Annotated in this window: 22 protein-coding genes and 1 tRNA gene; 11 read left to right on the top strand and 12 right to left on the bottom strand. The window is 61.7% G+C overall.

Going from position 1 to position 23473, the window contains the following annotated elements; genetic code table 11:
• Positions 1 to 142: 142 nt before the first annotated feature.
• Positions 143 to 697 (bottom strand): carboxymuconolactone decarboxylase family protein, encoded by a 555-nt coding sequence (locus tag RO069_RS03770; RefSeq protein WP_328185401.1) that lies wholly within the window; start codon positions 695 to 697, stop codon positions 143 to 145.
• A gap of 108 nt (positions 698 to 805) precedes the next feature.
• Here RO069_RS03770 and RO069_RS03765 point away from each other — a divergent pair, with 108 nt between their 5' ends.
• The 3 genes from RO069_RS03765 (at position 806) to RO069_RS03755 (ending at position 4696) form a co-directional block, all read left to right on the top strand.
• Entirely contained in the window at positions 806 to 1417 is a 612-nt protein-coding gene (locus RO069_RS03765; protein WP_328185400.1) for a TetR/AcrR family transcriptional regulator, read from the top strand.
• Positions 1418 to 1453: 36 nt separating this feature from the next.
• Positions 1454 to 3130 (top strand): dihydroxy-acid dehydratase, encoded by a 1677-nt coding sequence (gene ilvD / locus RO069_RS03760; RefSeq protein ID WP_328185399.1) that lies wholly within the window; start codon positions 1454 to 1456, stop codon positions 3128 to 3130.
• 258 nt (positions 3131 to 3388) lie between these two features.
• Complete coding sequence (locus RO069_RS03755) at positions 3389 to 4696, top strand: NAD(P)/FAD-dependent oxidoreductase (protein WP_328185398.1); 1308 nt, start codon at positions 3389 to 3391, stop codon at positions 4694 to 4696.
• Positions 4697 to 4753: 57 nt separating this feature from the next.
• Here the strand turns inward: RO069_RS03755 and RO069_RS03750 are convergent, their stop codons facing one another.
• The gene (locus RO069_RS03750) at positions 4754 to 5569 is read right to left on the bottom strand and encodes a poly(ethylene terephthalate) hydrolase family protein (RefSeq protein WP_328185397.1); all 816 of its coding nucleotides are present in this window, start codon (positions 5567 to 5569) and stop codon (positions 4754 to 4756) included.
• Between the two features lie 444 nt (positions 5570 to 6013).
• A tRNA-Gly gene (locus RO069_RS03745) sits at positions 6014 to 6087 on the bottom strand.
• Positions 6088 to 6267: 180 nt separating this feature from the next.
• On the opposite strand from RO069_RS03745, the gene RO069_RS03740 reads away from it, so the two are divergent.
• The 3 genes from RO069_RS03740 (at position 6268) to RO069_RS03730 (ending at position 9179) form a co-directional block, all read left to right on the top strand.
• Positions 6268 to 7983 (top strand): potassium/proton antiporter, encoded by a 1716-nt coding sequence (locus tag RO069_RS03740; protein ID WP_328185396.1) that lies wholly within the window; start codon positions 6268 to 6270, stop codon positions 7981 to 7983.
• A gap of 243 nt (positions 7984 to 8226) precedes the next feature.
• A complete protein-coding gene (locus tag RO069_RS03735; RefSeq protein ID WP_442915329.1) occupies positions 8227 to 8673 on the top strand; it encodes a L,D-transpeptidase family protein in 447 nt (148 codons plus the stop codon).
• A gap of 224 nt (positions 8674 to 8897) precedes the next feature.
• Positions 8898 to 9179 carry an Lpp/OprI family alanine-zipper lipoprotein gene (locus tag RO069_RS03730; RefSeq protein WP_328185395.1) on the top strand — a complete coding sequence of 94 codons (282 nt, stop codon included), beginning with the start codon at positions 8898 to 8900 and terminating at the stop codon, positions 9177 to 9179.
• Between the two features lie 80 nt (positions 9180 to 9259).
• Here RO069_RS03730 and RO069_RS03725 read toward each other — a convergent pair whose 3' ends face one another.
• The 6 genes from RO069_RS03725 to RO069_RS03700 all read right to left on the bottom strand — a co-directional run bounded on the left by RO069_RS03725 (position 9260) and on the right by RO069_RS03700 (position 15523).
• On the bottom strand, positions 9260 to 10084 hold the full coding sequence (locus RO069_RS03725) for a slipin family protein (RefSeq protein WP_328185394.1): 825 nt from the start codon (positions 10082 to 10084) through the stop codon (positions 9260 to 9262).
• Entirely contained in the window at positions 10081 to 11538 is a 1458-nt protein-coding gene (locus RO069_RS03720) for an NfeD family protein (RefSeq protein ID WP_328185393.1), read from the bottom strand. Before RO069_RS03720 ends, RO069_RS03725 begins: the two co-directional genes overlap by 4 nt.
• A 94-nt stretch (positions 11539 to 11632) precedes the next feature.
• The gene (locus RO069_RS03715; RefSeq protein ID WP_328185392.1) at positions 11633 to 12757 is read right to left on the bottom strand and encodes a L,D-transpeptidase family protein; all 1125 of its coding nucleotides are present in this window, start codon (positions 12755 to 12757) and stop codon (positions 11633 to 11635) included.
• Positions 12758 to 12866: 109 nt separating this feature from the next.
• Positions 12867 to 13436, bottom strand: coding sequence for a TMEM165/GDT1 family protein (locus RO069_RS03710; RefSeq protein ID WP_328185391.1), 570 nt, complete (start codon positions 13434 to 13436; stop codon positions 12867 to 12869).
• Between the two features lie 257 nt (positions 13437 to 13693).
• Entirely contained in the window at positions 13694 to 14122 is a 429-nt protein-coding gene (locus RO069_RS03705) for a MarR family transcriptional regulator (RefSeq protein WP_328185403.1), read from the bottom strand.
• A 123-nt stretch (positions 14123 to 14245) separates the two neighbouring features.
• Positions 14246 to 15523: an MFS transporter gene (locus RO069_RS03700; RefSeq protein WP_328185390.1), complete on the bottom strand. Its 1278-nt coding sequence runs from the start codon at positions 15521 to 15523 to the stop codon at positions 14246 to 14248.
• A 310-nt stretch (positions 15524 to 15833) separates the two neighbouring features.
• Between RO069_RS03700 and RO069_RS03695 the strand changes: the two genes are divergently transcribed.
• Together RO069_RS03695 and RO069_RS03690 are read left to right on the top strand one after the other, a co-directional pair.
• Entirely contained in the window at positions 15834 to 16745 is a 912-nt protein-coding gene (locus tag RO069_RS03695; RefSeq protein ID WP_328185389.1) for a WYL domain-containing protein, read from the top strand.
• A 67-nt stretch (positions 16746 to 16812) separates the two neighbouring features.
• Positions 16813 to 18546 carry an ExeM/NucH family extracellular endonuclease gene (locus RO069_RS03690; RefSeq protein WP_328185388.1) on the top strand — a complete coding sequence of 578 codons (1734 nt, stop codon included), beginning with the start codon at positions 16813 to 16815 and terminating at the stop codon, positions 18544 to 18546.
• A gap of 25 nt (positions 18547 to 18571) precedes the next feature.
• On the opposite strand, the gene queE is transcribed toward RO069_RS03690, so the two are convergent.
• A complete protein-coding gene (gene queE, locus RO069_RS03685; RefSeq protein ID WP_328185387.1) occupies positions 18572 to 19249 on the bottom strand; it encodes a 7-carboxy-7-deazaguanine synthase in 678 nt (225 codons plus the stop codon).
• On the bottom strand, positions 19249 to 19914 hold the full coding sequence (gene queC / locus RO069_RS03680) for a 7-cyano-7-deazaguanine synthase QueC (protein ID WP_328185386.1): 666 nt from the start codon (positions 19912 to 19914) through the stop codon (positions 19249 to 19251). The genes queE and queC overlap by 1 nt, the downstream gene beginning before the upstream one ends.
• A gap of 222 nt (positions 19915 to 20136) precedes the next feature.
• Here queC and RO069_RS03675 point away from each other — a divergent pair, with 222 nt between their 5' ends.
• The 3 genes from RO069_RS03675 to RO069_RS03665 all read left to right on the top strand — a co-directional run bounded on the left by RO069_RS03675 (position 20137) and on the right by RO069_RS03665 (position 21870).
• Positions 20137 to 20667, top strand: a complete 531-nt coding sequence (locus RO069_RS03675) for a 3'-5' exonuclease (protein ID WP_328185385.1) — start codon at positions 20137 to 20139, stop codon at positions 20665 to 20667.
• Between the two features lie 540 nt (positions 20668 to 21207).
• Entirely contained in the window at positions 21208 to 21480 is a 273-nt protein-coding gene (locus RO069_RS03670) for a hypothetical protein (RefSeq protein WP_328185384.1), read from the top strand.
• 45 nt (positions 21481 to 21525) lie between these two features.
• Positions 21526 to 21870, top strand: coding sequence for a hypothetical protein (locus tag RO069_RS03665; protein ID WP_328185383.1), 345 nt, complete (start codon positions 21526 to 21528; stop codon positions 21868 to 21870).
• 5 nt (positions 21871 to 21875) lie between these two features.
• On the opposite strand, the gene RO069_RS03660 is transcribed toward RO069_RS03665, so the two are convergent.
• Positions 21876 to 23435, bottom strand: coding sequence for a sensor domain-containing diguanylate cyclase (locus RO069_RS03660; protein ID WP_328185382.1), 1560 nt, complete (start codon positions 23433 to 23435; stop codon positions 21876 to 21878).
• Positions 23436 to 23473: the final 38 nt, after the last annotated feature.

Genomic DNA, 23473 nt, shown 5'->3' with positions numbered 1-23473 from the left:
AACTAACCGGTTTTACCGCCGTCTCCTACTTTTTCACGCTAATCCGCGATGAACCAAAAAAAAGGGGCACGCAACGATCGTCGTGCCCCCTGAAGGGGTTACTCACCATTGGCAACGCGTTTCAGCCTGCCCGCCGGAGGTGTCAGGCCTGCTTCTTCCAGGCAAATTTCTGGAATGGCTCGTCGATCGGGGTCTCGGCAATGTGATTGACGTAGTTGCTCATCACCTTCTGGGAAAGGCCCAGGATCACTTCCAGCACCTGCCGCTGGCCGTAGCCGGCCTGGTAGAAGGCATCCAGGTCTTCATCGCTTACGTTGCCCCGCTTGCGGGTCATGGCCAGGGTGAACGTCCGCAGCGCTTCGAGTTTGCCATTCGGCAACGGTGTTTCATTACGAAGTGCCTCAATAACGTCATCCGGTACCTTCATCCCCTTGGCAATACCGGTGTGAGCCGGCACGCAGTAATGGCACTCGTGTTCCACGTTGATGGTCTGCCACACCACTGTCTGCTCGGTGGCATCAAAGCTGGTCTGCATAAAGAGCCCATGCAGCTTCTGGTAACCCTCCAGCAACCCCGGTGCTTCGGCCATCACACCGTGGAGACTCGGTATCCGACCAAAGGCCTTGCGGGAATTCTCCAGCAATGGCTTCGCCACTTCGGAGGCAGTATCGCTATTATGAATCGTGAATTCGCTCATGGCAGCTTCCTTTTTTGAGTGATCATTCAATTAAAACTCAACCCTAGCTATTTTTGAGCAGTCATTCAAGTTAAGATGGGAGAACATTTCAATGACCGGCGATGGCTCATGCCTCGAGTAGCGAAGTTTGATCGGGACAAGGCCGTGGAAAATGCCGTTCGCCTGTTCTGGGAACGGGGCTATGGCAACACGTCCATGAAACATATCGAGCAGGCCCTGGATATGCGTCCGGGCAGCCTGTATGCCACTTTTGGCAGCAAGGACGGACTGTTCCGTGAAGCCCTGGATCTGTATGGCAGCCGCATGGCGCAATCCCTGAGACGGGCCCTTGAACAGTCGCCGACAATCATGACCGGCATATCCAGCTATCTGAGAAACCTGGCCGGCGAAATTACCACCCCCGACTCCCCGGCCCGGGCTTGCCTGGTGGTCAAGACCCTGCTGGAAGTCACGGCGGAGCAGGAGGACCTGCGGGCCCTCGTCAATCAACGGCTTCAGATGGTGGAAGACCATCTCGCACAGGCCCTGGAAACCGCAAGCCGGCAGGGCGAGCTGCGACAGGGGGCCGATCCCCGCCGGCTGGCGCGTCTGGTGCAGGCCCAGATGATGGGGCTACGCTCGCTGGCACAACGGGATATCAGTGAGGCGGAGGTCCGTGACCTGGCCGAGGACATGATCAGCGCCCTGTCCGCCTTTACGGTGCCCCCCGTGGCACACTAATCTCACTCCATAACAACGGCACGAGAGAGACACACCATGACCGACGACAAGCGACGCCGTCATTCCGCCCCGGTGGTTGACGGCCTGGGCAAGTCCGCCAGCCGCGCCATGCTGCGGGCGGTGGGCTTCACCGATGAGGACTTCCGCAAGCCGCAGGTGGGCATTGCCTCCACCTGGAGCAACCTCACCCCCTGCAACATGCACATCGACGGCCTGGCGCGGGAAGCCGCCAAGGGCGCCGATGCGGCCGGAGGCAAGAGCCTGATCTTCAACACCATCACCGTGTCCGACGGCATTGCCAACGGCACCGAGGGCATGAAGTATTCGCTGGTGTCCCGGGAAGTGATTGCCGACTCCATCGAAACAGCCGCGGGTTGCGAGGGCTTTGACGGCCTGGTGGCCATCGGTGGCTGCGACAAGAACATGCCTGGCTGCGTCATGGGCCTGGCGCGTCTGGACCGGCCCTCGGTGTTTGTCTATGGCGGCACCATCCAGCCCGGTGAGAACCATACTGATATCATCTCGGTGTTCGAGGCGGTGGGTGCCCACGCCCAGGGCAATATGGACCTGATCGAGGTGAAGCAGATCGAGGAAACCGCCATCCCCGGCCCCGGCTCCTGCGGTGGCATGTACACTGCCAATACCATGGCTTCCGCCATTGAAGCCATGGGCATGAGCCTGCCCGGAAGCTCCGCCCAGAACGCCGTCTCCGACACCAAACTGGCGGATTGCGAGGCCGCCGGCGCGGCGGTACTGGAACTGCTGGAAAAGGACATCAAGCCTTCCGACATCATGACCCGCGAGGCCTTCGAGAACGCCATCACCGTGGTGATTGCCCTGGGCGGCTCCACCAACGCGGTGCTGCACCTGCTGGCCATGGCCAGCACCATCGGTGTGGAACTGTCACTGGATGATTTCGTGCGCATCGGCAAGAAGGTTCCGGTACTGGCGGACCTGCGCCCGTCCGGCCACTACATGATGTCGGAACTGGTGGCCATCGGTGGCATCCAGCCGCTGATGAAGATGCTGCTGGACCGGGGCATGCTCCATGGCGACTGCCTGACCGTCACCGGCAAGACCCTGGCGGAGAACCTCGCAGACGTCGAACCCTACCCGGACAGCCAGGACATCATCCACGCCTTCGATGATCCCATCAAGGAAGACAGCCACCTGCGCATCCTCTACGGCAACCTGTCCCCCACCGGGGCGGTGGCCAAGATCACCGGCAAGGAAGGCACCCACTTCACCGGCAAGGCCCGGGTCTTCCATTCCGAAGAGGAAGCCCAGGAGCGCATCATGGACGGCACCGTGGTGGCCGGCGATGTGCTGGTCATCCGCTACGAAGGACCCAAGGGTGGCCCCGGCATGCGGGAGATGCTTACCCCCACATCCGCCATTATGGGCAAGGGCCTGGGAAGTGATGTGGCACTGATCACCGATGGCCGCTTCTCCGGCGGCAGTCACGGCTTCGTGGTGGGTCATATCACTCCGGAGGCGGCCGAGGGTGGCCCCATCGCTCTGGTGGAGAACGGTGATACAATCACCATCGATGCGGTCAACAACACCATCGAGCTGGACATCTCCGACGACGAGATGCAGCGGCGCCGCCAGGCCTGGCAGGCACCTGCGCCCCGGAAAACCCGGGGGGTGCTGGCCAAGTACGCCCGCACGGTCAGCTCCGCGTCTGTCGGCGCGGTCACCGACCTGCCATAACAAACAGAGAGTGCTAGACCCTGTCACGCTCGCTGGTCCGTTTACGACACCTCTGTGCAACTACGTACCCTGAACATATGTAGTGTGCTAACGAGGTGTCGTAAACTGATGCTTGAGTGACGCGGGTCGCAGGCCGCACAGTCCCGGCCTGCATCATCAACGCTCCCCTGATAGTCCCCCTGTCGACCGATAGTGATGAGAGCCAGCTGTCCTTTATCCGAGGGCGTCTGCCTGTCCTCACTTACAGGAAAGCTGTCTATGGAACATACCCATCACATTGTCGTGGTCGGCGGCGGCGCCGGCGGCCTGGAACTGGTCACACGCCTGGGCAACAAGCTCGGGCGCAAGGGCAAGGCCCGCATCACCCTGGTGGACGCCGGCCTGACCCATGTCTGGAAACCCCTGCTCCATGAAGTGGCCTCCGGCTCCCTGGACGCCAGCGCCAACGAGATCAACTACCGCGCCCACGCCCGCAAGCACCACTACGAATTCCAGCTCGGTCGCATGTCCGGGATCGACCGCCAGAATCACCGCATCGTCATTGCCCCCTTCCTGGATGAGGACGGCGACGAGGTCGTACCGGAGCGGCACATTCACTACGACACCCTGGTGGTCTCGGTGGGCAGCACCGCCAATGACTTCGGCACCCCCGGCGCCAAGGATCACTGCCTGTTCCTGGACAGCCTGCCCCAGGCCCGGCGCTTCCATAACCTGCTGCTCAATGCCTTCCTGCGCACCAACCACGATGCCAAGGAAGGGCAGGACCACCAGCTTCCCATCACCATCATCGGTGCCGGCGCCACCGGCGTGGAACTGGCGGCGGAACTGCGGCTGGCATCCCGGGAACTGCCGGTCTATGGCATGAACCATCTTGCCCCGGAAGATATCCGCATCTCGGTGATCGAGGCGGCGGACCGGATCCTGCCGGCACTGCCGGGCCGACTGTCGCTGGCGGCCACCCGGGAGCTGGAGCGCCAGGACGTTCAGGTGCTGACCGGTCAGCCAGTGTCCGAGGTGCGCGAGAACGCCATTGTGATGAAGGACGGCACCGAGATCCCCTCCCAGATGACCATCTGGGCTGCGGGCATCAAGGCCCCGGAATGGCTGGGCCAACTGGACCTGGAAACCAACCGGGGCAACCAGCTGGTGGTGAAGCAGACCCTGCAGTCGGTCACCGACCCGGATGTGTTCGCTCTGGGCGACTGCGCCGCCTGCCCGCAACCGGATTCCGACCGTCCGGTTCCCCCCAGGGCCCAGGCTGCGCACCAACAGGCGGACACCCTGTTCAAGACCCTGCGCCACCGTATCGAGGGTGGCGAACCGGTGCCTTTCGTCTACCACGACCATGGCTCGCTGATCAATTTCAGCCGCTACACCACCGTGGGTAACCTTATGGGCAACCTGTCCGGTCGCTCCATGTATGTGGAAGGCAAGGTGGCTCGGTTGTTCTACGCGTCCCTGTACCGCATGCACCAGAACGCCCTGCACGGTCCGCTGAGGACCGCCATTATCTGGGCCATGGACCGGGTCAGCCGGGCCATGCAACCCCGGCTGAAACTGCACTGACGCCGGGGCCTGACCCAAGGAAGGAATGAGCCGGACCGACTGGTCCGGCCGGATAAATCAGAAGTTCTTGCGTTCGATGGTCCAGCCTGAGGCGTCACAGGCGGTACAGGCGCCGGTGAATACCTCGGCGGCCTCCCCGTCACCCTTGAGCTGGTAAAGCCACCAGGCGGTACTCAGCCCCCGGTAGCCACCAAAGCTCCAGGACAGCTCGAAGTGACTGGCACTGTCGAGGGTCGCCCAGAACACCGGCGTTTCCGCACGCTCGAAAATCCGGCTCTGGACCGGCTCACGGGGTGCGATAAAGTCAGCACCACCGGACATCAGCAGCATGGGACCGTTCTGGGGATCACGGTCGCCAATGCCGAATTCGAACGGATAGGGCTGCATGGGCGCCGTGGCGGTCACCCGATCATCGCGACCGGCGATGTAGGCGCCACCGCCACCCTGGGAGTGCCCGGAAGCGCCCACGTTGGAGAAATCCACGTTGTCGCCGTAGCTGGCACTGCGCACGGCGTCGATGCAGTCCAGCATTTCCTCACCGGAACCGGCCATGGTGGTGTTGGCCGCCGCCACCACGAAGCCCCAGGAGGCCCAGTGCCGCAGCCCCTGGGAATAGCTCATGGTGGGCGCGCCGGTGCCGTTGCCCCAGAGGATCAGCGGCGCCCCTTCCGGCACATCCCGGGGGCGGTAGATAGTGCACTGGCCTTCGGAGCCGGAGGTGGTGTCAAAGGAACCGGTCGCGGCATACTCGCCGGCAGGCCCGGTGCCCCCGCCACCAACACCCACGGCGAATGCGGAACCGGAAACAATCAATAGACTGGCGACCGCCACGGCCTTGCCCAGCGTGGAGGGTTTGAACGTCTTGCGTGTCATGGAAATCTTCCCTGTTCGTCACAACTGAATGGTTGGGCATGATGGAATACTCGACTGGCATCAATGCCGCATCGAAACGCAATCCGGCACGGCTCAAGGCCGGTGATGGAAAACAGCAGAACGTCGGAAACAGATGCGTTCACCGGATTGCTCAGGCGGAAGTTACCGGATCTGTGCGGAGGAAAGCTGCGACGGAGATCACCTTTGGTGGCAGGCAGCCACATTGTAATGCTCCGTACAGGATTGATATTGCAGAGATTAAACTGTAGCGAAAGGCTTCACTGGTGCCATTGTCGGGACATCCGAGTATACGAAACCGCCTTGAACCAGGCCCTTCGCAACAAAAAATCATCCCATCAAAAACCATGCGTCCTATTAGTGTTCCATCAAAGAACCCACTAATTCCGTCATAATCTATTCGTACTCATGTTTTCAGGGACATGGTGGAGCGGGTGAAGGGAATCGAACCCTCGTCTTAAGCTTGGGAAGCTTCTGCTCTACCATTGAGCTACACCCGCACTGGCCTCAATATAAGCCTGCCCGCCATCACAGGCAATACCCGGTAACATACCGTATTCGCAGGGGCTAACGAGTCAGCTAGTATTTAGGGAGTCTCCCGACGGTTCCAGGATCACGTGCTTCCACGACGGTCCGGGCGTATCGGAGGCTGGTTGGAAGTCACCCCGCTTGGAGAGTTAATGGACCCCCATCTGATCCTTATTGGCGCCGCCATGCTTGTCATGAGCATCCTGCTCAGCCCGCTGTCCAGTCGGGTGGGCATGCCGGTGCTGCTGATTTTCCTGGTGGTGGGCATGATGATGGGGGAAGACGGTGCCGGGGGCATCCGTTTCGATGATTTCGAGCTGGCCTTTGTTATCGGTAACCTGGCCCTGGCGGTGATCCTTTTGGACGGCGGTATGCGGACCCGGGCCGAAACCTTCCGGGTGGGCCTGAAGCCGGCCCTGGTGCTGGCCACCATCGGTGTGTTCCTGACCGCGGCCCTGGCCGGCCTGTGCGCCTGGCTGGTGTTCGATCTGCACTGGATGGTGGCGCTGCTGATCGGTGCCATCATTTCCTCCACCGACGCGGCGGCGGTGTTTTCCCTGCTGCAGGGCCACGGCCTGCACCTGAATGAGCGGGTCAGCGCCACCCTGGAGATCGAGTCCGGCTCCAACGACCCCATGGCCATCTTCCTGACCCTGATGCTGGTCAGCCTGCTCAGTGCCGATGGGGCCTCCAGCCTCACCGATGGACTGCTGATGCTGGTGCGGCAATTTGGCATTGGTACCATTATTGGTGTACTGGGTGGCTTCCTGATCGTGGAGATGGCCAACCGGGTGCGGCTGACACCGGCGCTGTATCCGTTGATGGTGGGAGCGGCCGGGTTGTGCGTGTTCGCCGGTACCAACATCGTTGGCGGCAGTGGTTTTCTCGCCATCTACCTGTCCGGGGTCATCGTGGGCAATCGCCCGGTACGGATGATGCCCATGATCCTGCAGGTCCACGACGGCCTGGCATGGCTGGCCCAGCTCTGCCTGTTCCTGATGCTCGGGTTGCTGGTCAATCCATCCGACCTGCTACCCCTGGCTGGTGGCGGCCTGGTGCTGGCCCTCGCCCTGATCTTCGTGATTCGGCCACTGGCGGTTTTCGGCACCTTGTGGCCGTTCGGGTTCAACCGTCGTGAGCTGTTCTTCATCAGCTGGGTCGGGCTACGGGGCGCGGTACCCATCGTGCTGGCGCTGTTTCCGATCATGGCCGGTTTGCCGGAAGCGCGGGATGTCTTTCATTTTGCATTCTTTATCGTGCTGGTATCCCTGATTGTTCAGGGAACCTCACTGGCGCCACTGGCCCGCAAGCTGAACCTGGAGGTGCCCGCCACCGGGGAACCCTATCGCCGATTGCCCCTGGATGTTCCCGCCGCTGGCGATCATGAGTTGATGCTCTTCCCCCTGCGGGGTGAGCGCTGGGACGATCCGCGCCCCCTGGGCCAGCTTTCCCTGCCGGAGAACTCCGCCATTGCGGGCGTCTTCCGTCACCGCCAGTGTCTGCCGCCGGCTCCCGACCTCCAGATATCCCAGGGGGACGTGATCGCGGTCTTTGCCGTATCCTCGGCCCTGAAGGAACTGGGTAAGTCGCTGTCCGGCAAGCAGCCGCCCCGACACCTGGCGGAGCGGGCGTTCTTCGGGGACTTCGTGCTTAATGGGGATGCACTGCTGGGGGATGTGGAACAGGTGTACGGGATCGAGTTCGACGAACTGCCGCCGGAGCTGTCGCTGGCGGAATGCTTTGCCAAACGCACCAAGGGTCACCCGGTGGTGGGCGACAAGGTCACCCTGGGGCCGGTCATACTGGTGGCACGGGCCACTGACGCCGACCGTGTCACCAAGGTGGGCCTGAAAATGAAGGATGCCTGACACCAGCCGGAAACACTCTGCAACGCTGGCAAGGTTTTGTGACATATCCCCACAAAAGTTACCTGCGTGCAACCTTAACTTTGTGCTATAAGATAGCGAAATTGTGACCAATTCAGAGCCAATCGCCATCGAGCCATGAGTGTTTTGCTAACTATCCTCCGTACCTACATTGTGATTCCGGTGTTGCTCGCCGTGACGGTTCTGGCCACCGGCGCCCAGGCCGCCGGCAACCGCACCCTCGCCATGGCGGAGACCGGGACCACAACGGACGTCAATCAGCTGGTCGTGCGCAAGGACGAACGCCGCCTTTATCTGATGTCCAATGATCAGGTCATCCGCAGTTATCGCATTTCCCTGGGCAAGACGCCGGAGGGTCACAAGCTGTACGAAGGCGACAGCCGCACGCCGGAAGGCAGTTACACCATCGACTTCCGCAACCCCAACAGCGACTATTACAAGTCGATCCGCATTTCCTACCCCAATCCCAGGGATCGGGAACTGGCCGAATCCTGGGGCCTTCGCCCCGGTGGCAATATCATGATCCACGGCCTGCCCAACGATGTGGGGGACATGGCCTTTGCCTATCAGGGCCTGGACTGGACCGACGGCTGTATTGCCGTAACCAACGAGGCCATGGACGAAATCTGGCAGCTTGTCGACGTTGGAACACCGATCCGCATACTGCCTTGATACCCCCTAAAAACATCGCGGATTCATAAAGTTCCTGAACCTATACTTAAGTTTATGTAATTACCTAAGAATTTTTACGTATCCCGAGTTAACATTTTTGTCTGGAGTGTTTTACACTGTTAACGAATCCGGTGGTCCTCCGCCGGAACCGACTTAACAGGATGTTATTCAATCAAAACTTCTGCACCACAGGAAGTATAACGACCAACAAGGGGATACTAGACATGCGTAAGTTGACGATCGCAGGGTTTGCACTGGCCACCGCACTGACTGCCGGTTGTGCCACCACTGATCAGGCAGCTATCGATGAGGCGACTGCAACTGCCAACTCCGCAGAGCAGACCGCCAGCAACGCCCTGAGCACTGCAAACAATGCCGACCGCAAGGCCAACACTGCCCTGCGTCGCGCCGAGCAGGCCCTGGCAGAAGCCAAAGAAGCCCAGAAGTCTGCAGACGAAGCAAACGAGCGTGCTCGTCGCATGCTTCAGCAATCCAGCCAGAAATAATCGCTGGATAGCATCTGCGAAGACGGAGGCCGGCAGATGCCGGCCTTTTTTGTGCCTGGTTTCCTGGCGTGATCTACCGCTTATTCGTCCGACCCGGTTGGATGATCACCGCCCACTGGACCTGGAGTTGCCTTCGGGCTGCCCCCTGGGCCAGCCGCTTTCTTCATGAAGGTCTCCATGATGTCCATGGGTAACGGGAATACGATGGTGGACGAGTTATTGGTACTCATGTCCGCCAGGGTCTGCAGGTAGCGCAGTTGCATGGCGCCGGAGTTGGTGGACATGACTTCCGCCGCTTCCACCAGTTTCTTCGAGGCCTGCAGTTCACCTTCGGCGTGGATGACCTTGGCCCGGCGTTCACGTTCCGCTTCGGCCTGGCGGGCAATGGCACGGATCATGGACTCGTTCAGGTCCACGTGCTTGATTTCCACGTTGGCCACCTTGATGCCCCAGTCCTCGGTCTGGGCATCGATAATCTCCTGGATGTCCGAATTGAGCTTGTCCCGCTCCGACAGCATCTCATCCAGGTCATGCTTGCCCAGCACCGAACGCAGCGTGGTCTGGGAAAGCTGGCTGGTGGCGGACCCGAAGTCCTCGACCCGCAGTATGGCCTTCTCCGGATCCACCACCCGGAAGTAAAGCACGGCGTTCACCCGCACTGTCACGTTATCCTTGGAGATCACATCCTGGCTGGGCACGTCCAGGGTAATCACCCGCAGATCCACTCGCGTCATCTGTTGGATGCCCGGAATGATGATAATCAGGCCAGGGCCCTTCACTCCCTGGAAACGCCCCAGGAAAAACACCACGCCCCGCTCGTACTCCGGCAGGATGCGGATGGCCGAGGCCAGGATAATCAGCAGCACCACCGTGGGTGCAATCCAGGGAATCAGTTCACCGATCATATTGCCTCCTTACTGTCATGCGGCCCGTCTCCGGGGCTCACTGTTACTGTCAGGCCATCAACCCGTTCAACCCGCAGCCACTGGCCACGGGTTACCGGTTCATCACTGACCGCCTTCCAGCGCTCACCACTGAGTTGTACGTGACCGCGATAGTGGTCTCCATCGCGCTCGAAATCGTCCAGCGCCCGGCACCGCTCCTCGCTCACGTGCTCCATGCCCACGGCCGGAGCCTTGCGACGCAGCCCCATGAATCGGGTCACGGTCCACAGGATGAAGCCGCCGGCCACAGCCGCCGTGCCACCGATCGCCGGCAGCGAAATGTCCTGGTGACTGCCGTCCATCAGGATAATGGACCCGAGCACGAAGGCGATGATGCCGCCGATCCCCAGCATGCCGAAGCTGGGCATGAACGCCTCCCCCACGATAAACGCCAGCCCCAGCAGTATCAGGGCCAGACCGGCGTAGTTCACCGACAGCACCTGGAAGGCGAACAGGGCGAGCACCAGGCAGATGGCACCAATCACCCCCGGGTACAGGCTACCGGGGTTGGCCAGCTCGAAGATAATGCCGTAGAAACCGATGATCATCAGGAAATAGGCGACGTTGGGGTCGGTAATCACCGACAGCAGGCGGGTGCGCCAGTCCGGTTTCTGGCGCACGATGGTCAGGTTCTGCGTATCCAGGGTCTGCTGGCCGGTGGCCATGACCACCTGCCGGCCATGAATCTGGGTAAGCAGGTCATCCAGGTCGGCGGCCACTACATCGATAACGTTCTGCGCCAGCGCATCCTCAGCCCCCAGGTTCACCGCCTCCCGGACCGCACGTTCGGCCCAGTCCGCGTTGCGCCCATGACGTTCCGCCAGTCCACGGATGTAGCTCACCGCATCCTCCATGACCTTGCGTTCCATGGCGGTACTGCTGTCGGAGGACGATTCGCTGGCATCCTCGGTGTCTTCACCATTGCTGGAGGGCGTATCACCGCCGTCCTCGGGAGGCTCGCTGCTACCCGGCATGCCGCCCATCTGCACCGGCGTTGCCGAGCCCAGGTTGGTGGCCGGTGCCATCGCGGCCACATGGCTGCCATAGAGGATATAGGTGCCGGCACTGGCTGCCCGGGCACCAGACGGGCTGACCCAGGTAACCACTGGCACGTCGGACGCGAGGATGGTCTTGATGATGGAACGCATGGAATTCATCAGGCCACCGGGGGTATCCATCCGCAGTACAACCAAAGTGGCATCCTGCTCACTGGCCTGCTCGATCCCGCGGACCACGTAGTCCATGGTGGCCGGGCCAATGGCGCCGTCCACGGACAGGACAACGGCGGAACGACTGGATGAAGACTGCGCCAGCACCCACTGGCCGACCGACAGCCCGAAGGCCAGCACTATCAGCCCGGCCCACAGGCCAATGCGAAACCGCGAGGGTGCTGTCTGAGTCCTGAGTCTATCCATTCCGTACCCCCTGGTGTGCTGCGCGGTTCACTCGCCTGGAACGATCGACCAACACCCCGTTTAATGCCAGTCACCTTGCTCCGGCGAATGCCGCTCAGAACCAGCGCTGCGGAGAAGGCGGGGATGTTTCGGATGGACGGGTGGAAACCTGTTCCGGGCGCTCCCCCGTCACTGCCGTGTCGCCGTCACGACTGGCAACCTGGGGTACCCTTTCCCCTATCATACGGGGAATACCGTCGGCCTTATCAACCGCCAGCTCCACGGCCCGGCGCTGGACTTCCAGCCCTTCCACGTTGTCGGTGAAGGCCGCCAGCCGTTCGGTGACCTGCTGCCAGAGTTCTTCCTTCTCGGCTTCGGTATATGTCTCGTCGGAACGATGGACTTCAAGCCACAACTGGCCGTTGTGCATGCCCACCTTGACCGGCTGATGGATGACCTGCACCGGCGTGCCCTTGTCCACTTGGTGTGCAAACCCGGTGATGTCTTCATTGTACATACGGAAACAGCCATGGCTGACCTGGGTACCAACGCCGAATCCCTTGTTGGTGCCATGGATCAGGTAGCCGTCCTCACTCAGGATCAGGGCATAGGGTCCCAGGGGGTTCTCCGGCCCGGGAGGAACCATGCGCGGCAGGTACTCGCCGTTGGCTTCGTACTCGGCCCGGATACTGGCCGGTGGGTACCAGGCGGGTGATGCCACGCCCAGGGTCACTTCGGCATCGGTGATGGGAGACGGGTTGTCGTCGGTGCCCACCCCGACCGGAAATACCTGTACGCCACCATCGCGGAAATAATAGAGGCGGTATTCCGCCAGGTTGATCACAATGCCCTCGCGCCGGGAATCCGGCAGCACATACTTGCGGGGCAGGGTAATACGGGTACCATCCCCGGGAAGCCAGGGGTCAATATCGGGGTTGGCCTTGACCAGTTCCAGGTAGCCCAGGCTCCGCTGGCTGCCAATGGCGGCAAAGGTATCTTCCTCCTGTGTGGTCATGGTCTGCAGTTTGCCCGCCAGGTCACCTTCCAGTACCCAGACTGGGGATTCCGGACGAGCCTGCACACCGGACTCGCCGGCTTGCCCGGTTTGCGCCGTGTGTCCCTCGGACGATGCACTGCGGACCTGCCGGCCATCCGTGTCCGCTTCGGCCATGGCCGATCCGGCCCCCATCCACATCAGCAGGCTGACAACCGTGATTCCGATACCTTTGGTGTTGACCATTCTGGTGTTCCCGATAAGACCGTTAGCCCGCTACCGGGGCTCGTTAACTCTTGTGTATGACACCCCGACACAACCGGAGTTCCGGGGTGCCGGTTCCAACCGACTCCCCTCATAGTCCATTGTAGGCTGCCACAACCGTAATAATAGCCAGACAGACAAACAGAATACTGGCGCCGACCCTCGCGGTCGCCATCGGCAGCCGCTGCATCAGCCATTTTCCGGCCACAATAACCGGAATGTTCGCCAACAGCATACCAACCGTGGTGCCCACGATCACCCAGAAAGTAGCGTCGTATCGCGCCGCCAGCACCACCGTTGCCACCTGGGTCTTGTCACCGATCTCCGCCAGGAAGAACATCACCGTGGTGGCGGTGAACGCCCCCAGTCCCAGCAGGGTCGACTCTTCGCTGTCGTCCCGGTCCGGGAACAGCAGCCACAGGGCAATGGCCAGGAAACTGAACGCCACCAGCCATGGCACCCATGCCTGGGGTAGCCAGCTCGCCACCCAGGCACCCAGCAGTGCGGACAGCCCGTGATTCACCAGCGTGGCCACCAGGATGCCCATGATTATCGGTGTACGGCGGTGGAATCGGCTGATCAGGAAGAGCGACAGCAACTGGGTCTTGTCACCAATTTCAGCAATGGCGACTGACAGGGTAGAAGCGAGAAAGGCATCCATGTTTACAGGGCTCCAAGGCGGATCATCAAGACACAGGAAGCCATCACTCTCCGCCTATCGGAAGTGACAGCTCCCCGGGTCTTGTCAGTTCCGCCTGGCGCTGCCTTGAGCGGCGCCCGGGAACGTGATGGCCATGGGGATGTGCCCCAAGTATGTTGACCATCACCCGCAGCAACTCGCTGCTGCGGAGACTACTCCCCCGAAGGAGATCAAGATCATAGCGGGCCGGCGGAAGAATCTCAACCGGCCCAACCTGACTATTTTTTCAGGTTGACGGCGTTTTCCATCACCCGCTCGAAGATACCAAGGGCCACCTCCAGGTCCTTGTCCTCAATGCCGGTCAGCAGCTCATCCCGCAGCACATCGCCCCGCTCGTTCAGGTCCTTCATGAACCGCTCGCCGGCGCTGGTCAGGTACAGCCGACGGGCACGGCGGTCACGCTTGCAGGGCCGGCGCTCAATCAGCCCCTGTTCTTCAAGGCTGTCGAGCAGGCGCACCAGGGTGGGATTCTCAATGGCCATGAGGTGGGCCAGCTCACGCTGTGTCAGCCCTTCGCCGCCACGCTGGAGATACACCATGGTGGACCAGCGTGCCTGGGTCACCCCCAGGTCCTTGAGGCGTTCATCCAACAACTTGCGCCAGCGTCGGGTTATCCGGGCAACGGCGAACGGAAACTGGTCTCGGATAGTCTGCTGATCCATGGGTCTTTGTCCTGTGGTCTGTCGATTCAGCAATAGTAAGCTAATCATTGAGACGAACACAAGTTACACATTGATCATACTTGCGCCAGGTCAAATATCCATCGCCTGTCAGCCTGTCTGCCTGACCTCCTCCATATCCACGTCCGGGCCCGGATGGAAATCCTCGTTGCGGGGGTCGATTTCCACCAGCACCGACGACGCTTCCGGCATGGTCGCCACGAAGTGCTCCTGCTCCGCCACCGGCACGTCCGGTGTGTGGCTGATCCGGTAGCTGGTCGCGATGGCCAGCAGCACCAGGAAACCGGCGCTGCCCCAGAACAGCCCCGAGGGTCCGAGTACCCCCATCAGCTCGGCCATGACGATGGGACCAATAACACTGCCGATCCCGTAGCTAAGAAGCAGCGTGGCACTGGCCGCCACGATCTGGTGCGACTCCAGCCGGTCATTGGTGATGGCGACGGCAATGGGATAGAGGGTGGCGGAGAACCCGGTAAACACCCCTACCAGCACCATCAGCACCGGAATGCTCGCGCTACCGGCCGTTGCCACCACCACGGCGGTCGTGGCTGCGATCATGGAGACCATGAACATCACCCGCCGCCGGTCGAAGCGGTCGCAGATAAGCCCCAGGGGCCAGGCAAGGAGCATGGCGGCAACGATGGCCACCGCCATGAACACCGACGTCTTAGACACATCCAGACCGGCCATGGTGGCGTAAACCGGGCCCAGGGCGTAAAAGGAACCAATCAGCACGCCACACACCAGGGCACCTGCCGCGCCGCTGAAGGAATCCCGGGCCAGGGTAAAGAAGGACAAACGCTCGGCGGACTCGATAACCGGCGCATCCATCCGCGTCAGGGAGAGCGGAATCAACGCCAGGGTCAGCAGGATGGCCGCCAGGGTAAAGGGCATGAAATTGGCCGGGTCGCCCAGGTTGACCACCAACTGGCCCCCCGCCGCCGAAATGTAAAATACGATCTGGTAGACCGCGAACAGGGCGCCCCGATTACTGCTGGTGGCCCGACTACTGAACCAGCTTTCAATCACCACCAGCACACCGGCGACGCTGAACCCCGAAAGAATCCGCAGAACCGCCCAAAGCACCATGGTGACCGACAGGGGATAGACGAGGGCGGTGACCGCCGCCAGGGCGGCAAATACGGCAAAGGCCCGGATATGCCCGACACGGGCGATGACCCGGTGCACGTATAGCGTGCCCAGCACGAAACCCACGGAATAGCACACCAGTACCCACCCGATCACCGACGGCTCCACGCCTTCAATACTCAGACGGATGCCCAGCAGGGTCGTCAGGAAGGCATTGCCACTGACCAGAAGCAGAATGCTCATGATCAGCGCCGACAGTGACGCCACCATTCGGGTCATCGGTAACTCTCCGGGAAGGGTACGGATTTTTGCAAGGACCCGTGTTCCACGGGCAATCAGCTACTGAATCAACAGCAACCTTCATTTAAGCACCCATTGGCATTCACAGCTATTACGCAGATGCCGAAACCCTCTTCTGAATGCTTTCCAAAAACCTCTGTAAGGCGCTCCACGCCTGGGTTTTACAAAATTTTACATTAAGGGCCCGTAACACACTGATACACCTCAATGCTGCTAACATCGTTCGGGTGATCATGGATCGGTCGCTGTCGACACGACCTCTGTTAGCCATCACCAAGAGCCCGACACTATGAAAAAAACGGAATGGCCCATTCGCTGGGATCTGCTGCTGCGTTATCGTCTGATAGAAATTGTTGCCCTTTGGGAAGGTCGTCTTACTACCAATCACATCTGCCACGGTTTTGGCATTGGCCGTCAGCAGGCGTCAAAGGACATCAATACCTATCTGAGAGAACTGGCACCCGGCAACCTGGTGTACGACAGGCACTTGAAAGGCTACATCCCCGCCACGGATTTCCAGCCCGTGGTTACGCGGGGACAGCCGGAAGAGTATCTGGAACTGGCCTGCCGACACCAATCACTGAGTGACTGCTTTGAGAATCTCGACATCGGACTGCCGGACAGCTGTGTGGTGCGGGCCCCCTGCCGTCAAGCAAGCCCAGAAGTCACCCGCGCCGTCATTACCGCCTGTCGCCAGAAGCGCAAGCTTGAAGCACGCTACCTCACCCTTGACCAACCCGACGGGGAACCGGTGGTCCTGGAACCCCACACCCTGGTCATGACCGGCCAGGGCTGGCATGTGCGTGCCTGGAGTGACCGCAAGGAGGGCTTCGGCGATTTCCGCCTCAGCCGCCTGACCGGCAAGCTTCAGGTATCCCGGGACAAGTCCCGCCACCGGGAAGAGCACGACGAGCGCTGGAACCGCATGATCAGCCTCAGGGTCCAGCCCGCCGCCGGTCTCGATGCGGCCCGTCGCCGTCTGGTCTGTGCAGACTATGACCTGGAGGACGGCCCCATGGAAATCCGCTGTCGTGAAGCCATGGCTCCCTGGCTGATGCCCATGCTGGGATTGTCCGCCGGTGGCCGCGACGACGATATTGCCGTCACTCCCCTGGAACTGACCAATGGCGATGCCCTGCCGGCCTGGCTGAAGACAGACACCCGGCAACCCGTCAGGGCAACGCAGGCCGACGCTGTCTGATCGGCAGCAGCCCCGGTCGGCGACACCTGCCGTTGCCCGCGGTCGGGGCTTCCCCGGACACGGTCACATGCGCCGAACGGTGGCTGCACTGCTGTTGATCACCACCATGGGGCCGCTGTGGGCGGCCTCCTGTGGCGACGCCTATACACCGGTCTCCGATGTCCAGGGCCGGGGCGGGGAATCCCCCATGGCTGGCAGGCAGGTCACGGTGGAAGGCATCCTGACCGTGGACGCGCGTCAACCGGGTGGTTTCCGGGGCTTCTACCTCCAGCAGGCGCTGGCGGAGCAGGACCGGGACCCGGTCACGTCGGAGGGGCTGTTTGTCCATACCCGGGCCCGGGAGGGCGCGCCGGGGGACCGTGTGCGGGTTCGCGGTGAGGTCCGGGAATATTATGGCCTGACCTCACTCACCAACGTCCAGCGAGTAACAACCTGCGCCACTCCGGGATTACCCGCCCCGACCGCCCTGAAGCCCGGCCATTTACCCGAGGGGGGCCGCGAGGTCCTCGAGAGCATGCTGGTGCAAACCGCCGCCCCCCTGGTCATTACCGACACCTGGAACCTTGCCCGCTACGGCGAACTGGTGCTTGCACCCTCCCTGCAGTGGACGCCGACCCAGAGCCTGGAACCAGGCCCCGAGACACAGGAACTGCTGGCACAACAGGAACAGCAACGCCTGATCCTGGATGACGGCTTCCGCAAAAAACACCCCCGGCCCATACCCTACCTGTCCGACGAAGCGTCACCGGGCAATCCCCTGCGGGTGGGTGACAGGATCGCCCCTGTCGCGGGGATCATGGACTACCGTTTCGGGAACTGGCGCCTCCAGCCCCTGACCCAACCCGACATCCACCACGCCAACCCCCGGCAAATGCCGCCGACGCGACACCAGGAGGCCAACCTGCGGGTGGTCTCGCTGAACCTGGGCAACCTGTTCAACGGCGACGGCCAGGGCAATGGATTTCCCACCGACCGCGGTGCCCGTACCCCCGCATCCTATCAGCGGCAGCTGGCAAGATTGTCGAGTCAGATACGAGCCACCAACCCGGATATCCTCGCGGTTTCCGAGCTGGAAAATGACGGCTACGACGGCAACAGCGCACTGGCGGAACTGGCCCGGGCCATCGGCGACCACTGGCGGTTTGTCGAGGGGGGCACCGACCGCGACGACGATGCCATCCGCAATGCCCTGCTGTACCGGTCGGACCGGGTACAACCAACGGGGTCGGCCACCCTGATCGACGACGGCGCCTTCCGGCAGTGGCACCGCCCGGCGCTGGCCCAGACGTTCCGGCGTATCGACGGCAGGACGGCACTGACGGTGATCGCGGTACACCTGAAATCCAAAAGCTGCCGTAATGCCCCGGCGGCGCAACAGGACCGCCGGGATGGCCAGGCCTGCTTTGCGCAGGCGCGGGAGTCGGCGGCCAGGGCACTGGCGCGCTGGCGTCCGGATGCGAAAGGGAAGGATCACCTGATACTGCTGGCCGGAGATTTCAACGCCTACGCCCGGGAAACCCCGCTGCAGGTTCTGGGCAACACCGGCTATACCGACCTTATTGCCCATTTCCACGGTCTTGAGCAGGGAACATTCCGCTACCACGGACGACTGGGCACCCTGGATTATCACCTGGCGAACCCCGAGCTGATGGAGCGGGTGAAGGCCAGTCACGTCTGGTCGGCCAACGCCGAGGAGCCCCGCATGAGAGCCTACAATACCACCACGGACACCGATGTAGCGGAGGACTCACCATGGCGGGCCTCGGACCACAATCCGGTGATTACCGACCTGAGGCTATAGCCGCCTTGACGCTGCTCCGGCCGGGTCAGTCGATGCCGACAATCTTGTGCATCTGGATGGTCAGGCGCCACTGGGGGTGCTGCAGGCAATAGTCCACCGCCTTGCGGGTGTTGCTGGCCTTGACCGGATCCCGGCCATCCTCCGGAGTGGCCGGCGACGCCATGGGGGACAGGAAGTAGTGCCGGGCCCGGATCGACCGGAACCGCTCCGGCATGGCCAGGGGCTGGGGATAGACCACCTTCAGTTCATCACACTCGCGGATCACCACGGCGGCATCGGCCTTGGGGCTGACACAGAGCCAGTCAATGCCCGCCGGTGCCGGCAGGGTGCCATTGGTCTCCACCCCCACCTCGAAACCCTGGTCATGGAAGGCGGCGATCAGGGGCTCATCAAGCTGCAGCAGGGGCTCACCACCGGTGCACACCACGTAGGGACGAAGCCCGGACTCGCGGGCCGACCGGGTGTCCGATGGCCACAGCAACGCCACATGGGCCGCCAGGGCCTCGGCGGTGTCGAAACGGCCACCGTTCTGGCCGTCGGTGCCGACAAAGTCCGTATCGCAGAAATCACACACCGCCGTGGCCCGGCCGGACTCCCGGCCGTTCCACAGGTTGCACTTGCTAAACCGGCAGAACACGGCGGCACGCCCGGCCTGGGCACCTTCCCCCTGGAGGGTATAGAAGGCTTCCTTCACCCGGTACATCAGTTACGGGCCTCATAGGGCAGGGGGTCGGTCATACCGTGGGAGGCAAAGGCTTCCAGCCGCTCGACACAGGAGCCGCAGACACCGCAGGCCTTGTGCCGTCCGTTGTAGCAGGTCCAGGTCTGGCCGTAGTCGAGGCCCATGGCCAGGCCCTCGGCGAGTATTTCCCCCTTGTCGGCGCGGATATAGGGGGCCTCGACGGCCACCGGTTCATAGTTGGCCACCCGGCACACCGCATCCATCTTCTCGACGAACTCCGGGCGACAGTCGGGGTAGATGGCGTGATCGCCACCATGGGCGCCGAACCACACCGCATCCGCCGCCACGGTCACCGCGTAGCCGGTGGCCAGGGACAGCAGGATCATGTTGCGGTTGGGCACCACGGTGGATTTCATGCTTTCTTCCTCGTAATGCCCCTCGGGCACCTCGCTGCCCCCGGTCAGGGCGGAGCCCGCCATCACCGCCTGCAGGGACCGGATATCCAGCACCTTGTGGGGCAGGCCCAGTTCACCGCAGACCGCGGAGGCTGCCTCCAGTTCACGGACATGGCGCTGGCCATAGTCAAACGACAGCGCATGCACCCGGTGCCCTTCCGCCAGGGCCCGGTGGAGCAGGGTGAATGAGTCCATCCCCCCCGAATAGATCACGACAACGGTTTTCGACACCTGTCCTCCCGCTTGCAAAATGGACACTGGTGATTAATTGAGGATCGGGTCACGATCAGCGCATCCCTCAAGCGCACCCCTCGGAAGTACCGGACTGTCAGGAAACCTCCGCCGGGGTACCATCGACTTCCTATTGTAACAGCCACCCGACACTATGGGTTCGCGTCAAACCACATGGACGGTTACACTTTGCAGACAGCTCAACGACTAACTGAATTGCCGATGACCCAGCCCAACGCACCGGCCTTTATCGATTTTGAGGCTTCCAGCCTCGACCTGATCGCCAGTTACCCGATCGAGGTTGGTCTGTGCCTGCCGGACGGTTCCCTGCACAGCTGGCTGATCAAGCCCCACGTGCTCTGGCACGACTGGTCGGACAGCGCCGAGCAGATCCACGGCATCAGCCGCGACACCCTGAAAGCGGAAGGGCTGAGTGTCAGGCAGGTGGCCCACCACCTCAACGAACTGCTCGACGGCGAAGTGTTCTGTGATGCCTGGACCTTCGACAGCTTCTGGCTGCACCGCCTCTACCGTGCGGCGGACATGCGTCCGACCTTCCAGCTCGAGTCGGTGTCGCTGCTGCTGTCCCCGGCCCAGGTCCACCACTGGTCCACTATCCGGCACCAGGTGATCCAGGACCTGGGACTGCCGGTTCACCGGGCAGCCAATGATGCCCAAATCCTTCACTCCACCTGGTGCCAGGTAACCGCCGCCATCGAAGGTGACCAGCACGCCCCCCTGGACAAGCTGTAGGGCAACGGATCTCCCGCGCAAAAAAAAGGCGCTGCGGGAAGCCCGTAGCGCCAAAACAATAAAGGAGAGATCACACAGTAACTGACGTGATACTGCGGATTGCACAACGTAAAACACGTGACAGTGATTATTTTCCGCATCCTTCCCCCAATGGTCTGTACGCGTTTGCCGAAGGCAGGGTTTGTGCTTATACCCGCCACTCCGATACCCATTTGCAAACCACCACCTCCGCGATACACTGATACATCGTCGGCCCTTCGGTGGCCGGCCATCCACTGAACAGCATTGCCTGACCATGAAACCGTACGGAGAGTCCCACATGGGCTTGAAGACACATCGCTATCCATTGTTCACGGGCGCACGGCGCAAGGCCCTGATGCCGGTCCGTGGCATGGTGATTTTCAGGTAAAGCTTTCGGTTCTGCCCGGAAGCTCAGGCGACCGGGCATGCAGTTTCCCGCATGCAGACCCGGTCCCGTGAGACCGGGTTTTTCGTTTTTTGCAGCCGCAAAACGGTAAGGAGATTGCTATGAGGAGCGCCGTGAACAGACCAACAACCAGACGTGCCGCCAATGTACCGGCCAGCCGCAGGCCCGGCCCTATCCGCCGTCCGGAGAAAATGCCGCTGCTGGATGCGATCTGCAGGAAACTGAACCAGCGGGTCAATCTTGACGATGAACGCAGCGTGCTCGGTCTCTATGAGCGCGGCTGGATCTTCAACGGCGTGCTGGCCAGTCTGGACGGTGCCGAGGCCCGTTACGTCAAGGCTCTGGCGAGCCGCTACGATTCGTGGATCGCCCGTCAGGTGGCGTGACGGCGGAAGTGCTATAGTCTGGGTCATGATAACAAGGAGCCTATCATGAGCCAGACTTCCGTTGCCGATACCCTGCGGGAATACCTCTCCCTCCTGGAAATCCTCGACGATGCCTACTGGGAAGCCAGCACCATCCAGAACAAGGACCTGCTGTACGACATCATCAGCATCTTCCACCAGGAAGTGGCGGAACTGAACAAGCTGAGCGTGCAGGACCACCACTACCCCTACGAAGTGATCACCGAAGGTATCCGTCGGGTGGTACCGCAACTGGAACGGCTGGACGAGGAACGCCACGACATTATCCAGCGTACCCAGACCCTCACCGATTTCCGGGACATCGTCTCCTCGGTGCTCGGCATCCTGGAGGCCCAGCTACGCACCATCTGATGCGATTACGCGCCGTCTGATTCGATAATACCCGGCACCTCGCTCACCACCACCGTGCGGTTGCGCCCCCGTTCCTTGGCCTGATACATGGCCTTGTCCGCCATACGGCACAGGTTGGCCGCCGAACCGGCGTGATCGGGATAGACCGCCACCCCGATGCTGATGGTCAGGTCCAGGGTTTCACCCGCCGAGACCCGGACCGGCTCGTCGGCGATGCGCCGCCGCAGGCGTTCGGCAATATCCCAGGCCTCCTCCACGGACATCTCAGGCAGGACCACGATGAACTCCTCGCCGCCGAAACGCCCCAGGGTATCCACCGTTCGGATACTTTCGGCGAGGCGCAGGCTGACGGTACGGAGTACTTCATCCCCCACTGCATGGCCCCGGGTATCGTTGACCTCCTTGAAATGGTCCAGGTCTATCCACAACACCGCCAGATGCCGTTCATAGCGCTCCGCCCGGGCTACCTCCTCCTGCAGGATGCGCTCGGTTTCCCGCCGGTTGAACTGACCGGTCAGGGGATCCAGGGTCGCCAGCTCCGACAGCCGGGCTTCCAGGGCCTTGCGATCGGTTACGTCCAGGATGATGCCCTCCAGCACCAGGCCGCCGTCATCCTCGACACTGCGCCCGCGCTCCCAGACCCAGATCACCTCGCCATCCGCCCGGCGCAGCCGGTACTCCATGGAAAAAGGCTCGGCGGATCCAATGGCGTTCTCCACCGCCTGGGTTACGCTGACACTGTCCTCCGCCAGTATCAGGCTTGCCCAGGACACCACCTGATTATCGATCAGATCCCGGGGAGCATAGCCCGTCAGGTCCCGGCAGCCACTGGAAATGAACTTCATGGTCCAGTGCTCATCGTACAGGCACCGGTAGGCCATGCCCGGCAGGTTATCCATGATGGTGGCCATCTGGCGTTCCCGGGCCTGGAGTGACCGCTCCGCCGCCTTGCGTTCGGTGATGTCCATGCCCAGGGCAATGGAGCCCGCCACCTTGCCGTGGACATCCCGGAAGGCCTTGGAGTGCCAGGCGATCACCCGTTCTCCGTTATGGCGGGTATGGACGGAGGTTTCCAGGCCTTCGGCCTCTTCATGACCGGCCAGGATACGGAACACCCGATCCCGCACCCACTGTCGATACTCGGGGTCCGGGTAGAGGGACTCCCAGATGGCGTCATTGCCAATGACTTCGTCACTGGTATAGCCACTGATCTCTTCCGCGGCCCGGTTCCAAAGCTGGATCCGACCGTCCTGATCCAGCAGGTTGATCCAGATATTGGCATTGTCGATCACACTGCGCTGGAACTCGCTGAGCTTGATGATCTCCTGCTGTTGCCCGTACTGGCGCTCGAACAGTTCCCGGTCACGGTGGAACTGACGCAACATGGCCAGGAAAAGAACCGCAGCGGTCACCACGACGAAAGCCCACCCCTTCCAGGTCTGGACACGGGTAAGCATCGCTGGATCGCGGACCAGCCGTTCCACGGCAGCATCGGAGAACAGGATCCAGGCCCCACCAGCCAGCAGGTAGACAAGGGCAATGGTGAGTGACCGGTTAAACGGCATTTGGCGTCTTTTGATAGGATTCATTGGCCAGCGGTTCA

It is taken from the genome of Marinobacter sp. OP 3.4 (genome assembly GCF_036224885.1).
Classification (GTDB): Bacteria; Pseudomonadota; Gammaproteobacteria; order Pseudomonadales; family Oleiphilaceae; genus Marinobacter.
This window is presented reverse-complemented; position numbering and strand designations above follow the sequence as displayed.

What these genes read in the sequence shown, in the direction of transcription:
- RO069_RS03715 (WP_328185392.1), bottom strand. Translation starts at nt 12,757, where the DNA reads ATGGTCAACACCAAAGGTATCGGAATCACGGTTGTCAGCCTGCTGATG.
- RO069_RS03735 (WP_442915329.1), top strand. Translation starts at nt 8,227, where the DNA reads ATGGCGGAGACCGGGACCACAACGGACGTCAATCAGCTGGTCGTGCGC.
- RO069_RS03755 (WP_328185398.1), top strand. Translation starts at nt 3,389, where the DNA reads ATGGAACATACCCATCACATTGTCGTGGTCGGCGGCGGCGCCGGCGGC.
- RO069_RS03730 (WP_328185395.1), top strand. Translation starts at nt 8,898, where the DNA reads ATGCGTAAGTTGACGATCGCAGGGTTTGCACTGGCCACCGCACTGACT.
- RO069_RS03700 (WP_328185390.1), bottom strand. Translation starts at nt 15,523, where the DNA reads ATGACCCGAATGGTGGCGTCACTGTCGGCGCTGATCATGAGCATTCTG.
- RO069_RS03695 (WP_328185389.1), top strand. Translation starts at nt 15,834, where the DNA reads ATGAAAAAAACGGAATGGCCCATTCGCTGGGATCTGCTGCTGCGTTAT.
- RO069_RS03740 (WP_328185396.1), top strand. Translation starts at nt 6,268, where the DNA reads ATGGACCCCCATCTGATCCTTATTGGCGCCGCCATGCTTGTCATGAGC.
- RO069_RS03665 (WP_328185383.1), top strand. Translation starts at nt 21,526, where the DNA reads ATGAGCCAGACTTCCGTTGCCGATACCCTGCGGGAATACCTCTCCCTC.
- RO069_RS03690 (WP_328185388.1), top strand. Translation starts at nt 16,813, where the DNA reads ATGCGCCGAACGGTGGCTGCACTGCTGTTGATCACCACCATGGGGCCG.
- queE (WP_328185387.1), bottom strand. Translation starts at nt 19,249, where the DNA reads ATGTACCGGGTGAAGGAAGCCTTCTATACCCTCCAGGGGGAAGGTGCC.
- RO069_RS03720 (WP_328185393.1), bottom strand. Translation starts at nt 11,538, where the DNA reads ATGGATAGACTCAGGACTCAGACAGCACCCTCGCGGTTTCGCATTGGC.
- RO069_RS03725 (WP_328185394.1), bottom strand. Translation starts at nt 10,084, where the DNA reads ATGATCGGTGAACTGATTCCCTGGATTGCACCCACGGTGGTGCTGCTG.
- RO069_RS03710 (WP_328185391.1), bottom strand. Translation starts at nt 13,436, where the DNA reads ATGGATGCCTTTCTCGCTTCTACCCTGTCAGTCGCCATTGCTGAAATT.
- RO069_RS03750 (WP_328185397.1), bottom strand. Translation starts at nt 5,569, where the DNA reads ATGACACGCAAGACGTTCAAACCCTCCACGCTGGGCAAGGCCGTGGCG.
- RO069_RS03660 (WP_328185382.1), bottom strand. Translation starts at nt 23,435, where the DNA reads ATGCCGTTTAACCGGTCACTCACCATTGCCCTTGTCTACCTGCTGGCT.
- RO069_RS03765 (WP_328185400.1), top strand. Translation starts at nt 806, where the DNA reads ATGCCTCGAGTAGCGAAGTTTGATCGGGACAAGGCCGTGGAAAATGCC.
- ilvD (WP_328185399.1), top strand. Translation starts at nt 1,454, where the DNA reads ATGACCGACGACAAGCGACGCCGTCATTCCGCCCCGGTGGTTGACGGC.
- RO069_RS03675 (WP_328185385.1), top strand. Translation starts at nt 20,137, where the DNA reads ATGACCCAGCCCAACGCACCGGCCTTTATCGATTTTGAGGCTTCCAGC.
- RO069_RS03770 (WP_328185401.1), bottom strand. Translation starts at nt 697, where the DNA reads ATGAGCGAATTCACGATTCATAATAGCGATACTGCCTCCGAAGTGGCG.